At 63.4% G+C, this 14,912-nt stretch carries 13 protein-coding genes; 5 read left to right on the forward strand and 8 right to left on the reverse strand.

What is annotated here, in order from left to right; genetic code table 11:
* Window positions 1–17: 17 nt before the first annotated feature.
* The 5 genes from CAG18_RS09865 (at window position 18) to CAG18_RS09885 (ending at window position 5,673) form a co-directional block, all read left to right on the forward strand.
* The gene (locus tag CAG18_RS09865) at window positions 18–959 is read left to right on the forward strand and encodes a ribose-phosphate pyrophosphokinase (RefSeq protein WP_003247410.1); all 942 of its coding nucleotides are present in this window, start codon (window positions 18–20) and stop codon (window positions 957–959) included.
* 121 nt (window positions 960–1,080) lie between these two features.
* A complete protein-coding gene (locus CAG18_RS09870) occupies window positions 1,081–1,674 on the forward strand; it encodes a 50S ribosomal protein L25/general stress protein Ctc (RefSeq protein WP_013970896.1) in 594 nt (197 codons plus the stop codon).
* 79 nt (window positions 1,675–1,753) lie between these two features.
* The gene (gene pth / locus CAG18_RS09875) at window positions 1,754–2,338 is read left to right on the forward strand and encodes an aminoacyl-tRNA hydrolase (protein WP_008099045.1); all 585 of its coding nucleotides are present in this window, start codon (window positions 1,754–1,756) and stop codon (window positions 2,336–2,338) included.
* Between the two features lie 24 nt (window positions 2,339–2,362).
* Window positions 2,363–3,463 carry a redox-regulated ATPase YchF gene (ychF, locus tag CAG18_RS09880; protein WP_013970895.1) on the forward strand — a complete coding sequence of 367 codons (1,101 nt, stop codon included), beginning with the start codon at window positions 2,363–2,365 and terminating at the stop codon, window positions 3,461–3,463.
* A 497-nt stretch (window positions 3,464–3,960) separates the two neighbouring features.
* Window positions 3,961–5,673: a SulP family inorganic anion transporter gene (locus tag CAG18_RS09885; RefSeq protein ID WP_015268936.1), complete on the forward strand. Its 1,713-nt coding sequence runs from the start codon at window positions 3,961–3,963 to the stop codon at window positions 5,671–5,673.
* An 89-nt stretch (window positions 5,674–5,762) separates the two neighbouring features.
* On the opposite strand, the gene CAG18_RS09890 is transcribed toward CAG18_RS09885, so the two are convergent.
* The 8 genes from CAG18_RS09890 to CAG18_RS09925 all read right to left on the reverse strand — a co-directional run bounded on the left by CAG18_RS09890 (window position 5,763) and on the right by CAG18_RS09925 (window position 14,907).
* On the reverse strand, window positions 5,763–6,785 hold the full coding sequence (locus tag CAG18_RS09890) for a DUF2955 domain-containing protein (protein ID WP_085720816.1): 1,023 nt from the start codon (window positions 6,783–6,785) through the stop codon (window positions 5,763–5,765).
* The gene (locus CAG18_RS09895; RefSeq protein WP_015268934.1) at window positions 6,775–7,872 is read right to left on the reverse strand and encodes an HlyD family secretion protein; all 1,098 of its coding nucleotides are present in this window, start codon (window positions 7,870–7,872) and stop codon (window positions 6,775–6,777) included. The genes CAG18_RS09890 and CAG18_RS09895 overlap by 11 nt, the downstream gene beginning before the upstream one ends.
* The gene (locus CAG18_RS09900) at window positions 7,869–9,389 is read right to left on the reverse strand and encodes an efflux transporter outer membrane subunit (RefSeq protein ID WP_085720817.1); all 1,521 of its coding nucleotides are present in this window, start codon (window positions 9,387–9,389) and stop codon (window positions 7,869–7,871) included. Before CAG18_RS09900 ends, CAG18_RS09895 begins: the two co-directional genes overlap by 4 nt.
* A 13-nt stretch (window positions 9,390–9,402) precedes the next feature.
* Complete coding sequence (locus tag CAG18_RS09905) at window positions 9,403–10,500, reverse strand: AI-2E family transporter (RefSeq protein WP_015268932.1); 1,098 nt, start codon at window positions 10,498–10,500, stop codon at window positions 9,403–9,405.
* Window positions 10,501–10,539: 39 nt separating this feature from the next.
* Window positions 10,540–11,736: a monovalent cation:proton antiporter-2 (CPA2) family protein gene (locus CAG18_RS09910; protein WP_015268931.1), complete on the reverse strand. Its 1,197-nt coding sequence runs from the start codon at window positions 11,734–11,736 to the stop codon at window positions 10,540–10,542.
* Window positions 11,737–11,771: 35 nt separating this feature from the next.
* A complete protein-coding gene (gene ppk2 / locus CAG18_RS09915) occupies window positions 11,772–12,590 on the reverse strand; it encodes a polyphosphate kinase 2 (RefSeq protein WP_015268930.1) in 819 nt (272 codons plus the stop codon).
* A 185-nt stretch (window positions 12,591–12,775) separates the two neighbouring features.
* Window positions 12,776–13,396 (reverse strand): isochorismate family cysteine hydrolase YcaC, encoded by a 621-nt coding sequence (ycaC, locus tag CAG18_RS09920; protein ID WP_013970853.1) that lies wholly within the window; start codon window positions 13,394–13,396, stop codon window positions 12,776–12,778.
* 125 nt (window positions 13,397–13,521) lie between these two features.
* Window positions 13,522–14,907: an aspartate aminotransferase family protein gene (locus tag CAG18_RS09925; RefSeq protein WP_015268929.1), complete on the reverse strand. Its 1,386-nt coding sequence runs from the start codon at window positions 14,905–14,907 to the stop codon at window positions 13,522–13,524.
* Window positions 14,908–14,912 lie beyond the last annotated feature (5 nt).

Raw genomic sequence — 14,912 nt, forward strand, 5'->3', positions numbered from 1 at the left:
GCCTTCAGGTACTGCGCGTGTCCAAGATGATGGTCTTTACGGGGAACGCCAACCCCGATCTGGCTCGGCGTGTCGTACGTCAGCTGCATATCCCTCTCGGTGACGTTTCTGTCGGTAAGTTCTCCGACGGCGAGATCAGCACTGAGATCAATGAGAATGTCCGCGGTAAAGACGTCTTCATTATTCAGCCGACCTGTGCCCCGACCAACGATAACCTGATGGAACTGGTAGTGATGGCCGACGCCTTCCGCCGCTCCTCAGCATCCCGAATCACCGCCGTGATTCCTTACTTCGGATACGCCCGCCAGGACCGCCGTCCGCGTTCGGCACGTGTAGCCATCAGCGCCAAAGTCGTCGCTGACATGCTCACTGTCGTAGGTATCGACCGTGTACTCACCGTCGACCTGCACGCTGACCAGATCCAGGGTTTCTTCGATATCCCGGTCGACAACATCTACGGCTCGCCCGTACTGGTCGACGATATCGAGGACCAGCGTTTCGAGAACCTGATGATCGTCTCCCCGGACATCGGTGGTGTCGTGCGCGCACGTGCCGTCGCCAAGTCCCTGGGCGTCGACCTGGGTATCATCGACAAACGCCGCGAGAAGGCTAACCACTCCGAGGTCATGCACATCATCGGCGACGTCGAAGGGCGCACCTGCATCCTGGTAGACGACATGGTCGACACCGCCGGCACCCTGTGCCACGCGGCCAAAGCCCTGAAAGAACACGGCGCTGCCAAGGTTTACGCCTACTGCACGCACCCTGTCCTGTCGGGCCGCGCGATCGAGAACATCGAGAAGTCGGTACTGGACGAGCTGGTGGTGACCAACACCGTTCCGCTGTCCGCCGCTGCTCAAGCCTGTGACCGTATCCGCCAACTGGATATCGCACCGGTTGTCGCTGAAGCGGTCCGCCGCATCAGCAACGAAGAATCGATCAGCGCGATGTTCCGCTAAGCGGAACACACGCTGACGAAAAGCGCCCCGCCCCAACACTGGTTGTTGGGGCGGGGCTTTTTTGCCATCCCCGTTGGCGCTGGTCGCAAACGCCCTCGGGGGGCTACTTTGGAGAAACAAAATGACCGAATTCACTCTGAACGCCCAAGCGCGTACTGACCTGGGGAAAGGTGCGAGCCGCCGCCTGCGTCACTCCGCGAACATCCCAGCCGTTGTCTACGGTGGTAACCAGGACGCTCAGTCCCTGACCATCCTGGCCAAGGAAATCACCAAGCTGTTCGAAAACGAGGCTGCCTTCAGCCACGTTCTGGAACTGAACGTCGACGGCGCCAAGCAAAACGTCGTGGTCAAGGCTCTGCAGCGCCACCCGGCCAAAGGCTTCATCATGCACGCCGACTTCGTTCGCGTCGTTGCTGGCCAGAAACTGACCGCCAAGGTACCGGTTCACTTCATCAATGAAGAAGCCCCGGTCAAGAAAGGCGGCGAGATCTCCCACGTAGAAGCCGAGATCGAAGTTTCCTGCGAAGCCAAAGACCTGCCTGAGTTCATCGAAGTCGACCTGGCCAACGCTGAAATCGGCACCATCATCCACCTGTCGGACCTGAAAGCTCCGAAAGGCGTAGAGTTCGTAGCTCTGGCCCACGGTGATGACAAAGCTGTTGCCAACGTTCACGCTCCACGCGTTGCTCCAGAAGCAGAAGGCGCTGCCGAGTAATCCACTCGCGCGCCGGCGTTGATCGGGTTACAGTGCCGCGCGCCCTGTAACCCACCAACTCCAAGGAAGAGCCCCTGACGTGACCGCCATCCAGTTGATCGTCGGCCTGGGTAACCCCGGCCCCGAATACGAACAGACCCGGCATAACGCAGGGGCTCTTTTCGTTGAACGCATTGCCAGCGCCCAGCGCGTCTCGTTGACCGCTGACCGCAAATATTTCGGCCTGACGGCTAAGTTCAGCCATCAGGGCAACGACGTTCGTCTGCTCATCCCCACCACCTACATGAACCGTAGCGGCCAGTCCGTGGCGGCCTTGGCCAATTTCTTCCGCATCAAGCCGGAAGCGATCCTGGTGGCGCATGACGAACTCGACCTGCCCCCGGGCGTCGCCAAGCTCAAGCGCGGCGGTGGCCATGGTGGGCACAACGGCCTGCGCGACATCATCGCGCAGCTCGGCAACCAGAACGACTTCCACCGCCTGCGGCTTGGCATCGGCCACCCGGGCGACGCCAAACTGGTCTCCAACTTCGTCCTGGGCCGCGCGCCGCGCGCCGAGCAGGAGAAGCTCGACGCCAGCATCGATTTTGCCCTCGGCGTGCTGCCGGACGTGCTTGCCGGCGACTTCGCCAAGGCGATGCGCGAGCTGCACAGCCAGAAGGCCTGATTTCCTTTAGAGAGGGGAATACCCATGGGTTTCAATTGCGGCATCGTCGGCCTGCCCAACGTCGGCAAGTCCACCCTGTTCAACGCCCTGACCAAGTCTGGCATCGCGGCGGAGAACTTCCCCTTCTGCACCATCGAGCCTAACAGCGGCATCGTGCCGATGCCCGATGCGCGCTTGAATGCACTGGCTGAAATCGTCAAGCCAAACCGCATCCTGCCGACCACCATGGAGTTCGTCGACATCGCCGGCCTGGTGGCTGGTGCCTCGAAAGGCGAAGGCCTGGGCAACAAGTTCCTCGCCAACATCCGCGAGACCGACGCCATTGCCCACGTGGTGCGCTGCTTCGAAGACGAGAACGTGATCCACGTTTCCAACAGCGTCGACCCCAAGCGTGACATCGAGATCATCGACCTCGAGCTGATCTTCGCCGACCTCGACAGCTGCGAGAAGCAGCTGCAGAAGGTTGCCCGCAACGCCAAGGGCGGCGACAAGGAAGCCCTGGCGCAGAAGGCCATCCTCGAACAGCTGATCCCGCACTTCACCGAAGGCAAGCCAGCGCGCAGCCTGATGAAGAACATGAGCGCCGAAGACAAGGCGGTCATCCGCGGCTTCCACCTGCTGACCAGCAAGCCGGTCATGTACATCGCCAACGTGGCCGAAGACGGCTTCGACAACAACCCGCACCTGGACGTGGTCAAGGCCATCGCCGAGGAAGAAGGCGCGGTAGTGGTGCCGGTGTGCAACAAGATCGAAGCGGAAATCGCCGAACTGGAAGACGGTGAAGAGAAGGATATGTTCCTCGAGGCCCTGGGCCTGGAAGAGCCTGGCCTGAACCGCGTTATCCGCGCCGGTTATGAGCTGCTGAACCTGCAGACCTACTTCACTGCCGGCGTGCAGGAAGTACGCGCCTGGACCGTACGCGTCGGTGCTACCGCACCACAGGCCGCTGGCGTGATCCACACCGACTTCGAAAAAGGTTTCATCCGCGCTGAAGTGGTGGCCTATGACGACTTCATCCAGTTCAAGGGTGAGAGCGGTGCCAAGGAAGCCGGCAAATGGCGTTTGGAAGGCAAGGACTACATCGTCAAGGACGGTGACGTGATGCACTTCCGCTTCAACGTCTAAGCGCCAGACCGCAGTACCCACGAACCCCTTGAGGCCAACGCCTCAAGGGGTTTTGTTTTTTCTGATCATGCACACGCCCTTCAGGAGCAGCCCCAACAGTATTTGCAACGCCGCTGAAATCAGGGGCTGCTTTGCAGCCCTTTCGCGACACAAGGCCGCTCCTACAACGGAACGCGTCGCCTGAACCAACGCATTCCCCTGTGGGAGATTAGCCAGCCCTTTTGGGCTGCGCTGTCGCGCAGAGAACAAATATCGCTCGTCTGACGCGGCCTTTGTAGGAGCAGCCTTGTGCTGCGAAGAGGCCAATACAAGCAACAGACAGGCTTTGTCAGTACCGGCCTCTTCGCAGCACAAGGCTGCTCCTACAGAACCTCGCCGAACCAATGAGTCATGTGTTGTTCTATGAGAGCGGCCTTGTGTCGCGAAAGGGCCGCAGAGCGGCCCCGGAATTCAGCATCTAAGCTGTGATTCAGCACCCTCCCCTGGACGCACGCACCATGCCCGAAAAAACCCGCCTCGACTGGCAACGCTGGTTACCCGGCCTGGTCACCCTGCTCCACTACCAACCCGCCTGGCTGCCCAAAGACATCGCCGCAGGCCTGGTGCTCACCACCATGCTGGTGCCGGTGGGTATCGCTTATGCCGAAGCTTCCGGCGTACCTGGCATCTACGGCCTGTACGCCACCATCATCCCGCTGCTGGCCTACGCCCTGTTCGGCCCCAGCCGCATCCTGGTGCTGGGCCCGGACTCGGCGCTGGCCGCGCCGATACTGGCAGTGGTGGTGCAATACGCCGCCAGCGACCCGCAACGGGCAATCGCCATCGCCAGCATGATGGCCCTGGTCGCCGGGGCGTTCTGTGTGATCGCCGGTTTGCTGCGCCTGGGCTTCATCACCGAACTGCTGTCCAAGCCGATCCGCTATGGCTACATGAACGGCATCGCCCTCACGGTGCTGATCAGCCAGTTGCCCAAACTGTTCGGCCTGTCGGTCGACAGCCAGGGCCCGCTGCGGGATACCTGGAACCTGATCCAGGCATTGCTCGCCGGCCATGGCCATTGGCCAAGCTTCGTGGTCGGTGGCGGTAGCCTGGCGCTGATCCTGCTGCTCAAGCCGTTCAAGCGTTTGCCGGGCATTCTCATTGCTGTGGTGCTGGCCACGCTGGCGGTGAGCCTGCTGGGGCTCGACCAGCAAGGCGTGAAAGTGCTCGGCGAACTGCCCCAGGGGCTACCCAGCTTCGTGTTCCCCTGGGTCAGCGGTATCGACCTGGTGGAGGTGCTGCTCGGCGGCATCGCAGTAGCGTTGGTGTCGTTCGCCGATACCAGTGTGCTGTCACGTTCATACGCCGCGCGCATGAAGGCCCCGGTCAACCCCAACCAGGAAATGTTCGGCCTGGGTGTGGCCAACCTGGCCTCGGGGCTGTTCCAGGGCATCCCCATCAGCAGCAGCTCGTCACGCACCCCCGTGGCCGAAGCGGCCGGCTCGCAGACCCAGCTCACCGGCATCATCGGCGCGCTGGCGGTGACCCTGTTGCTGCTGGTGGCGCCCAACCTGATGCAACACCTGCCCAACAGCGCCCTGGCGGCAGTGGTGATTGCCGCAGCATTGGGCCTGTTCGAGTTCGCCGACCTCAAGCGCATCTTCCGCATGCAGCAATGGGAATTCTGGCTGTCGTTCACCTGTTTCGTCGGTGTGGCGGTGTTCGGGGCGATTCCCGGTATCGGCATTGCCGTGGCGATATCAGTGATCGAATTCCTGTGGGACGGCTGGCGGCCGCATCATGCGGTGCTGGGACGGGTGGATGGCACCCGCGGTTACCATGATGTGCAGCGTTATCCACAGGCCCGACGCATTCCGGGGCTGGTGCTGCTGCGTTGGGATGCCCCGCTGTTCTTTGCCAATGCCGAACAGTTCCAGAGCACAGTGATGGCGGCGGTGGATGCATCACCTACCTCGGTACAACGGCTGGTGATCGCGGCAGAGCCGGTGACCAGCATAGATATCACCTCGGCGGACATGCTGGCCGAACTGGACCGGGCGCTGGAGGCGCGGGGGGTGGAGTTGCAGTTTGCCGAGATGAAGGACCCGGTAAAGGACAAGATGCGGCAGTTCGAGTTGTTCGAGCATATGGGGGAGTCGGCATTTCATCCCACTGTTGGGGCAGCGGTGGATGCCTACCTGGAAGAGAGTGGGGTTGACTGGAAGCCCTAGGTTTTCCTGGGCTGGCCTCTTCGCGGGTAAACCCGCTCCCACAAGAATTGCGTGATCCCATGGGCAACGCGATTCCTGTGGGAGCGGGTTCACCCGCGAAGAAGCCCACGCCGCATCCGAAGCCGGTCGATCCAGATCAGCATGGCACTGGCATACACCGACACCGCCAGAAACAGCGCCATGCGTACGGCAAAGGCGCGGTACACATCCTGCCCGCCCGCGCTGTCCTGCACCGACTGCCCCAGCAAGATCAGCATGGTCGTCAGGCAACTCACCCAGTACGCCGGGCTTTGCCTGGTATCCACCGCACGGTAGAGCCTGCGCCCCTGCCAGAGAACGAACAGCAGCACCCACAGGAAAAACATCCACAGGTGCACGAACAGGCTCAACGCGCCCCACATCAATATCGCCAGCAACCCGGCCAGCAAGGTCGAGCCGATCAGTTCGCGGCTGGCATGCCGTGCGCGGGTCTCACCAGCCTGCTGCCCCAGGCTCACTGCCTTCATGATCAGCGGCATGTACTGGTCCGGGGCGATCAGCGCCAGCAAGAAGGCCGGCATGACGATCAACGTAGCACGCAAGGCAACCCAGCTCACCTGGTCACTGTCGAGCAGAGGCGGTGCCGGTTGCGCCGGCGCATCGGCCGGCTCGGGAAACAGCACATGCGCCGCTGCCGTGCCCAGCACCGCCAGCAGCATGCCTTTGGCCAGCGCTTCGACCACCGACAGCGCCAGGCTGAAGTCGCTGGTGCCGGCGGCAGCGATCATGGTCAGGCCGATAACCAGCAAATTGGCCAACAGGCCATTGCCGCCTTTCAGTGCATAACGCAAGGTAAGGAAAACCCCCACACTCACCAGCAACACCCCGCTTACCGGGGCATGGCGCAGCAGCGGAATCAGCAGCAGCCCGCTGCCGCAGGCAAGCAGCACCAGCACCGCCAAGGCCGGTGCCGCACGCAGGGGCAAGGGCTGGCTGCGCATGGCCAGCAACAACACCGCGAACACCGGCGCCAGGATCGGTACCGGCAAGCCGACGCCGAAACTCACCGCCAGGCAAAGCGCCACGCCCCAGGCCAGGCGCAGGGCACGCAGGCGGCGTAGTTCAATAGGCATACGACAGCCAGCTCATCAGCCACATGAACAGCCGGCCCAGCAGGTTCAATGGGTTGCCCTCGCTTGGCAGGGCCATGACTTCGGCCTGGCCACCGACCCGCAATACGGTCTTGTCCTGCAACTGGTCACGCTCCAGTTCGACGATAACCGGGAAGCGCTGTGCGGAGCGCAGCCACTCGCGGCTGTTCTGTACGGTCGGCAACGTACCTGGCGGGGCACTCTGGCCTACGCTCACACCGTAGCCGATGCTGCGAATGCGCCCCTTCAACACCGTGCCGGGCAGCGCATCGAGCACTACCAGCACCGGGGTTTCAGGGCGCAGCCGACCTAGGTTGTTCTCGGTCATGTCGGCACTTATCCACACGTCATGGATAGCGATCAGGGTCATCATCGGGCTGCCGGCGCCAACATAGTGGCCAACGTCGGTGCGCAGGTCGGTGATCAACCCGTCTGCATCGGCGCGTACCATGGTGCGCGCCAGGTCCAGCCGGGCTTTTTCCACATTGGCCGCCGCGCTGCGCAGTTGGGCGTTGTCGTCCTGCGCTCCGCCCTGCTGCTCACGGGCCCGCTCAACTTCGGCACGGGCTGCCGCCACCTGGCTGATGGCCTGGTCGCGGCTGGCCTGGGCGCCCTCCAGGCGGCGCACCGACACCGTGCCCGGGTCTTCATCGATCAGGCGCTTGAGCCGCTCGGCGTCCTGCCGGGCCTTGCGCTCGTTGGCCTGGGCTGCCACCAGCGCCGCCTGGGCCGAGTCGATGCCAGCGGTGTGGGCGCCGATCTGCCGGCGTACCGTGTCCAGGTCGGCTTCGGCGCGAGCCAGGGCAATGCGATATTGCTCCTGGTCCAGTTCGAACAACACATCGCCCTTGCGCACTTCCTGGTTGTTGCCCACCGCCACACGCTTCACCTGCCCAGCCACCTCGGCACTCACCGGCACCACGTAGGCCTGGAGGCGGGCTTGCTGGGTATAGGGCGTGAAGCGATCGGCCAGCAGGTACCACAGCAGGCTCACGACAATCAGCAGCAGCACCCAGCGCATGCCGCGATCGGGGGCTGGCGGGGATGGCGTCGGCGTGGTGTCGCTCATTTCGTTTCACCTTGTGCATGTGCCCTGGGGCCTGGCTCGTCAAGCAGTTCACCCCAGTCGGTGCGTTGCTGCATCTGCTGGCGGGTCGCCGGGTCGATCGGTGCGCGGCTGGCGTCCCAGCCACCGCCCAGGGCCTTGTACAGTGTCACCAGGCTGCTGACCGCATTGCCGCGACTGACCAGATAGCCGTCCTGTTGCTGCAGCAGCAGTTGCTGGGCGTCGAGCACGCGCTGGAAGTCGGCAAAGCCTTCGCGGTACTGCGAGCTGGCCAGGTTCAGGGAGCGCTGCGCGGCCTGCGAGGCCTGGTCGCGGATACTTGCGCTCTGCAGCGAGCGCACCAGCCCGCTGGCGGCATCGTCGGCCTCACGGGCGGCTTCGCGCACATCCTGGTGATACAGCTCGATCAGTTGCTGCAAGCGGGCATCTTCCACGCGCACAGCGTTCTTGCGTCGGCCGTAGTCGAACGGGTTCCAGATCAGGCTGGGCCCGGCGGCGATGTCGAAGGTATCGGGCAAATGATTGGCCGTGACGAAACTCCAGCCGATGCTGCCCAACAGGCTCAGTTGTGGATAAAGGTCGGCCTCGGCCACCCCGACCAGCGCCGACTGCGCCGCTACCGCCTGCTCGGCGGCACGGATGTCCGGGCGGCGCTGCAGCAGGCGGGCGGGCACATCCTGCAGCACGGCACGGTTCGGCAACGGCAACTGGCCGTGACCGGCATCCAGCTGTGGCAGCGGCCCGGGCGCGCGGCCCAGCAGCGAGCACAGCACGTTGCGCAGGGCATTGAGCTGGTTCTGGAACTCGGGGATGGTGGCCTGGGTAGCCAGATACTGGGTGCGCGCCTGTTGCCAGTCGAGTTCGTCGTTTTCGCCATGACGGAACAGCCGCTCGGTTATCTCCAGGCTGCGCTCCTGGCGGCGGGCGTTTTCTTCGGCGATATCCAGCCGCGCCTCGGCGGTGCGCAGGGCAAAGTAGGTGTCGGCCACCTGCGCACGCAACAGCAGCATGGCATCGGCATAATTGGCCTGGGAGGCGAAGTAGACGGCGTCGGCGCTTTCGATTGCGCGACTGAAGCGCCCCCAGAAGTCGATTTCCCAGCCGATGTCGAAGCCCGCGCTGGATTGCCAGAACACCGAATCGCGAGCGGTGGCGGTACCGGACTGATCCTGTTTCAGGTAAAGGCTCTGTGCGCGCAGTTGCTGCAGCTGTGGATAACGCCCGGTCTGCACGATGGCCAACTGGGCGCGGGCTTCGGCAACGCGCAAACCAGCCATGCGCAGGTTGCTGTTATTGGCATCGGCCTCGGCGATCAAGGCATCCAGGGCAGGGTCGGCGAACACGGCCCACCACTGGCGCAGGTCGGGCGCCGCGGCCTGCTGCCCGGCCTGCTCCAGCAGCGGGGTGTTCCAGGTGCCCAGCCACGGGTCCTGCGGCGGCTGGAAATCCGGGCCGACCTGGGTACAGCCCACCAACGCGGCAGCCAGGCTCAGTGCACAACCACAGAAGCGTCCGGGCATGGCAGGCCTTGGCTTACGCCGACGGTTCGACGGGATTTTCCGGCACCTGCAGCGCCACCCACTGCCAGAACAGTACATAAGTGACGCCCAGGATCACCGGCCCGATGAACAGGCCGATGATGCCTTTGACCACCATGCCGCCCAGTGCCCCGATCAGCACCACCGGCATCGGCACGTCCACCCCGCGCCCCAGCAGCAGCGGCTTGAGCACGTTGTCGGCAAGCCCGGCGACGAAGGTGTAGATGGCGAAAATAATGGTCGCCACGGTAAAGCCTTCGACGTTGAAGATGTAGATGATCACCGGCACCGTTATCAACGTGGCCGGTGCCTGGGCAATCCCCAGCATGAGGATGACGATTGCCAGCATCCCCGCCCCCGGTACCCCTTTGATGACGAAGCCGACACCGATCAGCAGCATCTGGATGAAGGCAATGCCGATCACGCCCTGGGCCACCGCGCGAATGGTGGCGGTGCACAGCTTGGCCAATGGCTTGCCGCGCTCCTCCCCCGACACCCGCATGGCGATGCGCTGCGCCGCGATTTCGCCGCGTTCACCGAACGCCATGATGATGCCCGAGACGATGATCGCCGCGATGAACAGCAGGAACGCGCCGCCTGCGCTGGCTGCTGCCCCCAGCACCGTGCGCCCGGCACCCTTGAGCTGGGGCATCCACTGGTTCAGCACACCGGCCATGTTTTCCGAGGCGGCCAGCCACAAGGCATGCACCTTCGGCCCGATCAGCGGCCAGGCCGCCACCGAGTCGGGAGGGGCCGGCACGCTCCAGGTACCGCTCTTGAGCAGCGTCACCAGGCTGTCCACCGACTCGCCGATGGACATCACCACCAGGTAGATCGGCACCAGCAGCACGACCAGTACCAGCAGAACGACCAGCGTCGCCGAAAGCCCGTCCTTGAGCCCTGTGCGGCGCTGGATGCGGCAATACAACGGGTACAAGGTCACCGCCAGGATCACCGACCACAGCATCAGCTCCAGGAACGGCTGGAACGTCTGGAAGGCGAATATCACCAGCGCAGCCACCAGGCCGGCCTTGATGAGCACATCGAGCAAGCCCCGCGACAGGCGGCTGTCCATCTTGATACCCGGTTGCATGCTTCACCTCCAAACTCCAGGTGCGCCATGTGGCGCGATTCAGTGGCCCGCTTCAGGGGCTGCCGGTGTGGGGTTGTCGTCACGCAACTGCCGCGCCAGGGCCATCATTACCAACGGCACTACCGCCATCGACAAGGTGATGGCCAGCACCAGCAGGTCATGCACCTGCTGCCCCAGCACCTGATGATCCAACGCCAGCTTGAACACCACGAAGGCAAACTCGCCGCCAGACGCCAGCACCACGCCCAGGCACAGCGCCTGGGCCTGGGTGAGCCCACCTGCGGTGCGGCCCAGGCCATAAAGCAGCGGCAATTTGATCATCACCAGCAGCAGGGTCAGCCCCAGCACCATTAACGGCATGCCGAACAGCAGGCGCAGGTCGGCGCTCATCCCCACGCCAACGAAGAACAGCCCCAGCAGCAAACCCTTGATGGGCTCGATCTGGGTTTCCAGTTCGTGACGGAAAGGCGACTCGGCCATCAATACGCCCGCCAGAAATGCCCCCAGCGCCATCGACACGCCCACGTGCTCCATCACCCAGGCGGTGCCCAGCACCACCAGCAAGGCGGTAGCGGTAGACAGCTCGGGCAGGCCCGAACCGACTGTCCACTTGAAAACAGGGGTCAACAGGTAGCGGCCAAAGATGATCAGCACACCTATGCCAACCACCACCGCCAACACCGGCCAGGCGCCTTCGTCGGCGGTACTGACATCACCACCGAGCAGCGGCACCACGGCAATCAGCGGGATCGCGGCAATGTCCTGGAACAGCAGGATCGCCACGGCCAGGCGGCCGTGCGGCTTGCCCAGGTCCTTGCGCTCGGCCAGTACCTGCAGGCCAAACGCGGTGGACGACAGCGCCAGGCCCAGGCCCAGCACGATGGCAGCCGGCTTCGACTGGCCGAACAGCCAGTACGCCAGCAGGCCAAGCACTACAGCACTCAGGCCCACTTGTAGCGAGCCGACGCCAAACAGCGCCCGGCGCATGCTCCACAAACGTCGCGGCGACAGCTCCAGGCCGATGACGAACAGCAGCATCACCACACCCATCTCCGACAGGCGTGCCACGTTATCCGGGTTGTTCAGCAAGCCAAATACCGATGGCCCTATGAGGATGCCCGCCAGCAGATAGCCGGGCACCGCCCCCATTTTCAAACGCTGCGCCAGCGGTACCAGAAGCACCACGGCCAGCAGGAACACCACCGTCGCCTGCAACAGGCTGCCATCATGTGGCATAGGCTCGCACCCTCGCTGCTCCCCGTGGGGAGAGATCAGAAACGCTCTTCGACGACCTTGAACGGGTAGTTGACGGCCTTGTATTTGCCGATCTTGCCGCGCTTGGGCAATTTCACCAGCCCGTCGCGGGTGATGTCCTTGTAGGGAATGCGCGTCAGCAGATGGCTGATGATGTTCAGCCGGGCACGGCGCTTGTCGTTGGAATGGGCCATGAACCACGGTGCCCAGGACGAATCAGAGGCGGCGAACATGTCGTCGCGGGCCCGGGTGTATTCATCCCAGCGTGTGTATGACTTGAGGTCCATCGGCGACAGCTTCCACAGCTTGCGGCCATCGTTGATACGGTCCTGCAGGCGGCGGGTCTGCTCTTCGGCGCTGACCTCCAGCCAGTACTTGATGAGGATGATCCCCGACTCGACCATCATCTTTTCGAACAGCGGCACCACGGTGAGAAACTTGCTGCTCTGCTCTTCACTGCAGAAGCCCATCACTCGCTCGACACCGGCGCGGTTGTACCAGCTGCGGTCGAAGATCACTACCTCGCCCGCGGCAGGCAGGTGGCCCAGGTAGCGTTGCACATACATCTGGCTCTTTTCCCGCTCGGTTGGCGCCGGCAGCGCCACCACGCGGAATACTCGCGGGCTGACGCGCTCGGTAATGGCCTTGATGGTACCGCCCTTGCCGGCGCCATCGCGGCCCTCGAAGACAATGCACACCTTCAGGCCCTTGGCCACCACCCATTCCTGCAGCTTCACCAGCTCCACATGCAGCTGCTTGAGTTCCTTCTCGTACGCCTTGCCGCCCAGTTTCTCTGGATGGTCCTTGGGGTCTCTCTTCCTGGACGACTTCGACATGGCGCTCTCCTGAGGGCGAATGAAGAGTCAGTATGGTCGATCCATGGCAGTTTGCCGCTTCGCTTGTGGTGAGTGTTCCGGGGAGGGTGTGGGAGCGGGTTTACCCGCGAATGCGTCATTGAAGCTACCGACGCATTCGCGGGTGAACCCGCTCCCACAGGGTACTCGGTGCCTCCAAGGCCGGACTACTTGGCCATCTTGTTATAGCTGGTCATCAGGTTGCGGTAGTCCGGAATATGGTTGGAGAACAGGGTCCCCAGCCCTTCAATGTCATTGCGCCAGTCACGGTGCAGCTCGCAGGCCACGCCGAACCAGGTCATCAGTTGCGCCCCGGCGGCCTCCATGCGCCGCCAGGCCGAGTCACGGGTCAGTTCGTTGAAGGTGCCGGAGGCATCGGTGACGACAAATACCTCGAAGCCCTCCTCCAGCGCCGACAGAGCCGGGAAGGCCACGCACACTTCGGTCACCACGCCGGCGATCAGCAGCTGCTTCTTGCCGGTAGCCTTGACGGCCTTGACGAAGTCCTCGTTGTCCCAGGCGTTGATGTTGCCAGGCCGGGCGATGTACGGGGCGTCGGGGAACTGCTCTTTCAGTTCGGGCACCAGCGGGCCGTTGGGGCCGGTCTCGAAACTGGTGGTGAGAATGGTCGGCAGCTTGAAGTACTTGGCCAGGTCCGACAGGGCCAGGACGTTGTTCTTGAAGCGGTCGGGGTCGATGTCCCTTACCAGCGAGAGCAGGCCGGTCTGGTGGTCGACCAGCAGCACGGCGGCGTTGTTCTTGTCCAGACGCTTGTATTGGAAGGCCATGACGGGTTTCCTTGCGTTAGCGGGTTGGGAATATCAGCGTAGGCAAGGATGAAAGGTGGATGGAACCGTCAGTCGGTTCGCCTGCCAAGGCCGGCGATGGGGCCGCATGGCGGCCCCTGCAATGCTCAGCCGAGCACCTTGCCAGCTACCTCATCGACCGCCACCTTGGTGATGGCGACGATCTTTTCGGCATCCTCCTGGTTCAGCACCAACGGCGGTGCGAAACCGAGAATGTCACCATGCGGCATGGCCCGGGCGATCATCCCGCGCTCAAGGCACGCTGCCGACACCTGTGGCCCGACTTTCAACGCCGGGTCGAACGCCGTACGCGCCTCGCGATCGGCCATGAACTCGATTGCGCAAAGCATGCCGTCACCCCGTACTTCACCTACCAGCGGGTGGCCTTCGAAGGTTTCGCGCATGCGCCGGTTCAGGTATGCCCCCACCACTTCGGCATTCTCGGTCAGGTTCTCGCGCTCGAGAATATCCAGGTTGGCCAGCGCCGCCGCCGCGCAGATCGGGTGCCCGGAGTAGGTCCAGCCGTGGCCCATCGGGCCGGCCTTCTGCGAGCCTTCTTCGATCACGTTCCACACCTTCTCACCAACGATCACTGCCGACAGAGGCGCATAGGCGCTGGTCAGGCCCTTGGCCGTGGTGATCAGGTCCGGGCGGATGTCGTAGCGCTGGCTGCCCATCTTCGAGCCCAGGCGGCCGAAGGCGCACACCACTTCGTCGGCGATCAGCAGCACGTCGTAGCGATCGAGCACGGCCTGGATCGCCTTCCAGTAGCCCTTGGGCGGCACGATGATGCCACCGGTGCCCATCAGCGGCTCGCCAATGAACGCGGCGACGGTATCGGGGCCTTCGGCCAGGATCAGCTGCTCCAGCTCGTCGGCGCAATAGCGCACGAAGGCCTGCTCGTCCATGTCGGCCGGTGCCTTGCGGTACCAGTGCGGGCAGACCGTATGCTTGACGCCCTCCACCGGCAGGTCGAAATGCTGGTGGAAGCTGGGCAGGCCGGTAAGGCTGCCAGTCATGATGCCCGAGCCGTGATAGCCGCGGTCGCGAGAGATGATCTTTTTCTTGAGTGGACGACCGAGGATGTTGTTGTAGTAGCGCACCAGCTTGACCTGGGTCTCGTTGGCATCGGAACCCGACAGGCCGTAATAGACCTTTTTCATCCCGGCCGGCGCCCAGTCGATGATGCGGCTGGAAAGCTCGATGATCGCTTCGGTCGAGTGGCCGACGTAGGTGTGGTAATACGCCAGCTCCTTGGCCTGGCGATGGATGGCGTCAGCGACCTCGGTACGCCCGTAACCGATGTTCACGCAGTACAGGCCGGCGAAGGCGTCTATCAGTTCGCGGCCTTCATGGTCACGCAGGCGGATGCCCTCGGCACCGGTGATGATCCGGCCCTTGAGCGCGCCGCTGGCGTGGTCATGGGCGTGGGTCGAAGGGTGCATGAAGTGGGCGCGGTCCTGTTCGAACAGCTGGCTGAAATCTTGGCTCATGGCAA

This window comes from Pseudomonas sp. B22(2017) (genome assembly GCF_002113105.1).
Classification (GTDB): Bacteria; Pseudomonadota; Gammaproteobacteria; order Pseudomonadales; family Pseudomonadaceae; genus Aquipseudomonas; species Aquipseudomonas asiatica.

Bases quoted from the DNA above. Each gene is read 5' to 3' on its own strand.
- CAG18_RS09910 (WP_015268931.1), bottom strand. From the start codon at position 11,736: ATGCCACATGATGGCAGCCTGTTGCAGGCGACGGTGGTGTTCCTGCTG.
- CAG18_RS09885 (WP_015268936.1), top strand. From the start codon at position 3,961: ATGCCCGAAAAAACCCGCCTCGACTGGCAACGCTGGTTACCCGGCCTG.
- CAG18_RS09905 (WP_015268932.1), bottom strand. From the start codon at position 10,500: ATGCAACCGGGTATCAAGATGGACAGCCGCCTGTCGCGGGGCTTGCTC.
- ycaC (WP_013970853.1), bottom strand. From the start codon at position 13,396: ATGGCCTTCCAATACAAGCGTCTGGACAAGAACAACGCCGCCGTGCTG.
- ppk2 (WP_015268930.1), bottom strand. From the start codon at position 12,590: ATGTCGAAGTCGTCCAGGAAGAGAGACCCCAAGGACCATCCAGAGAAA.
- CAG18_RS09900 (WP_085720817.1), bottom strand. From the start codon at position 9,389: ATGCCCGGACGCTTCTGTGGTTGTGCACTGAGCCTGGCTGCCGCGTTG.
- CAG18_RS09890 (WP_085720816.1), bottom strand. From the start codon at position 6,785: ATGCCTATTGAACTACGCCGCCTGCGTGCCCTGCGCCTGGCCTGGGGC.
- CAG18_RS09925 (WP_015268929.1), bottom strand. From the start codon at position 14,907: ATGAGCCAAGATTTCAGCCAGCTGTTCGAACAGGACCGCGCCCACTTC.
- CAG18_RS09870 (WP_013970896.1), top strand. From the start codon at position 1,081: ATGACCGAATTCACTCTGAACGCCCAAGCGCGTACTGACCTGGGGAAA.
- CAG18_RS09895 (WP_015268934.1), bottom strand. From the start codon at position 7,872: ATGAGCGACACCACGCCGACGCCATCCCCGCCAGCCCCCGATCGCGGC.
- ychF (WP_013970895.1), top strand. From the start codon at position 2,363: ATGGGTTTCAATTGCGGCATCGTCGGCCTGCCCAACGTCGGCAAGTCC.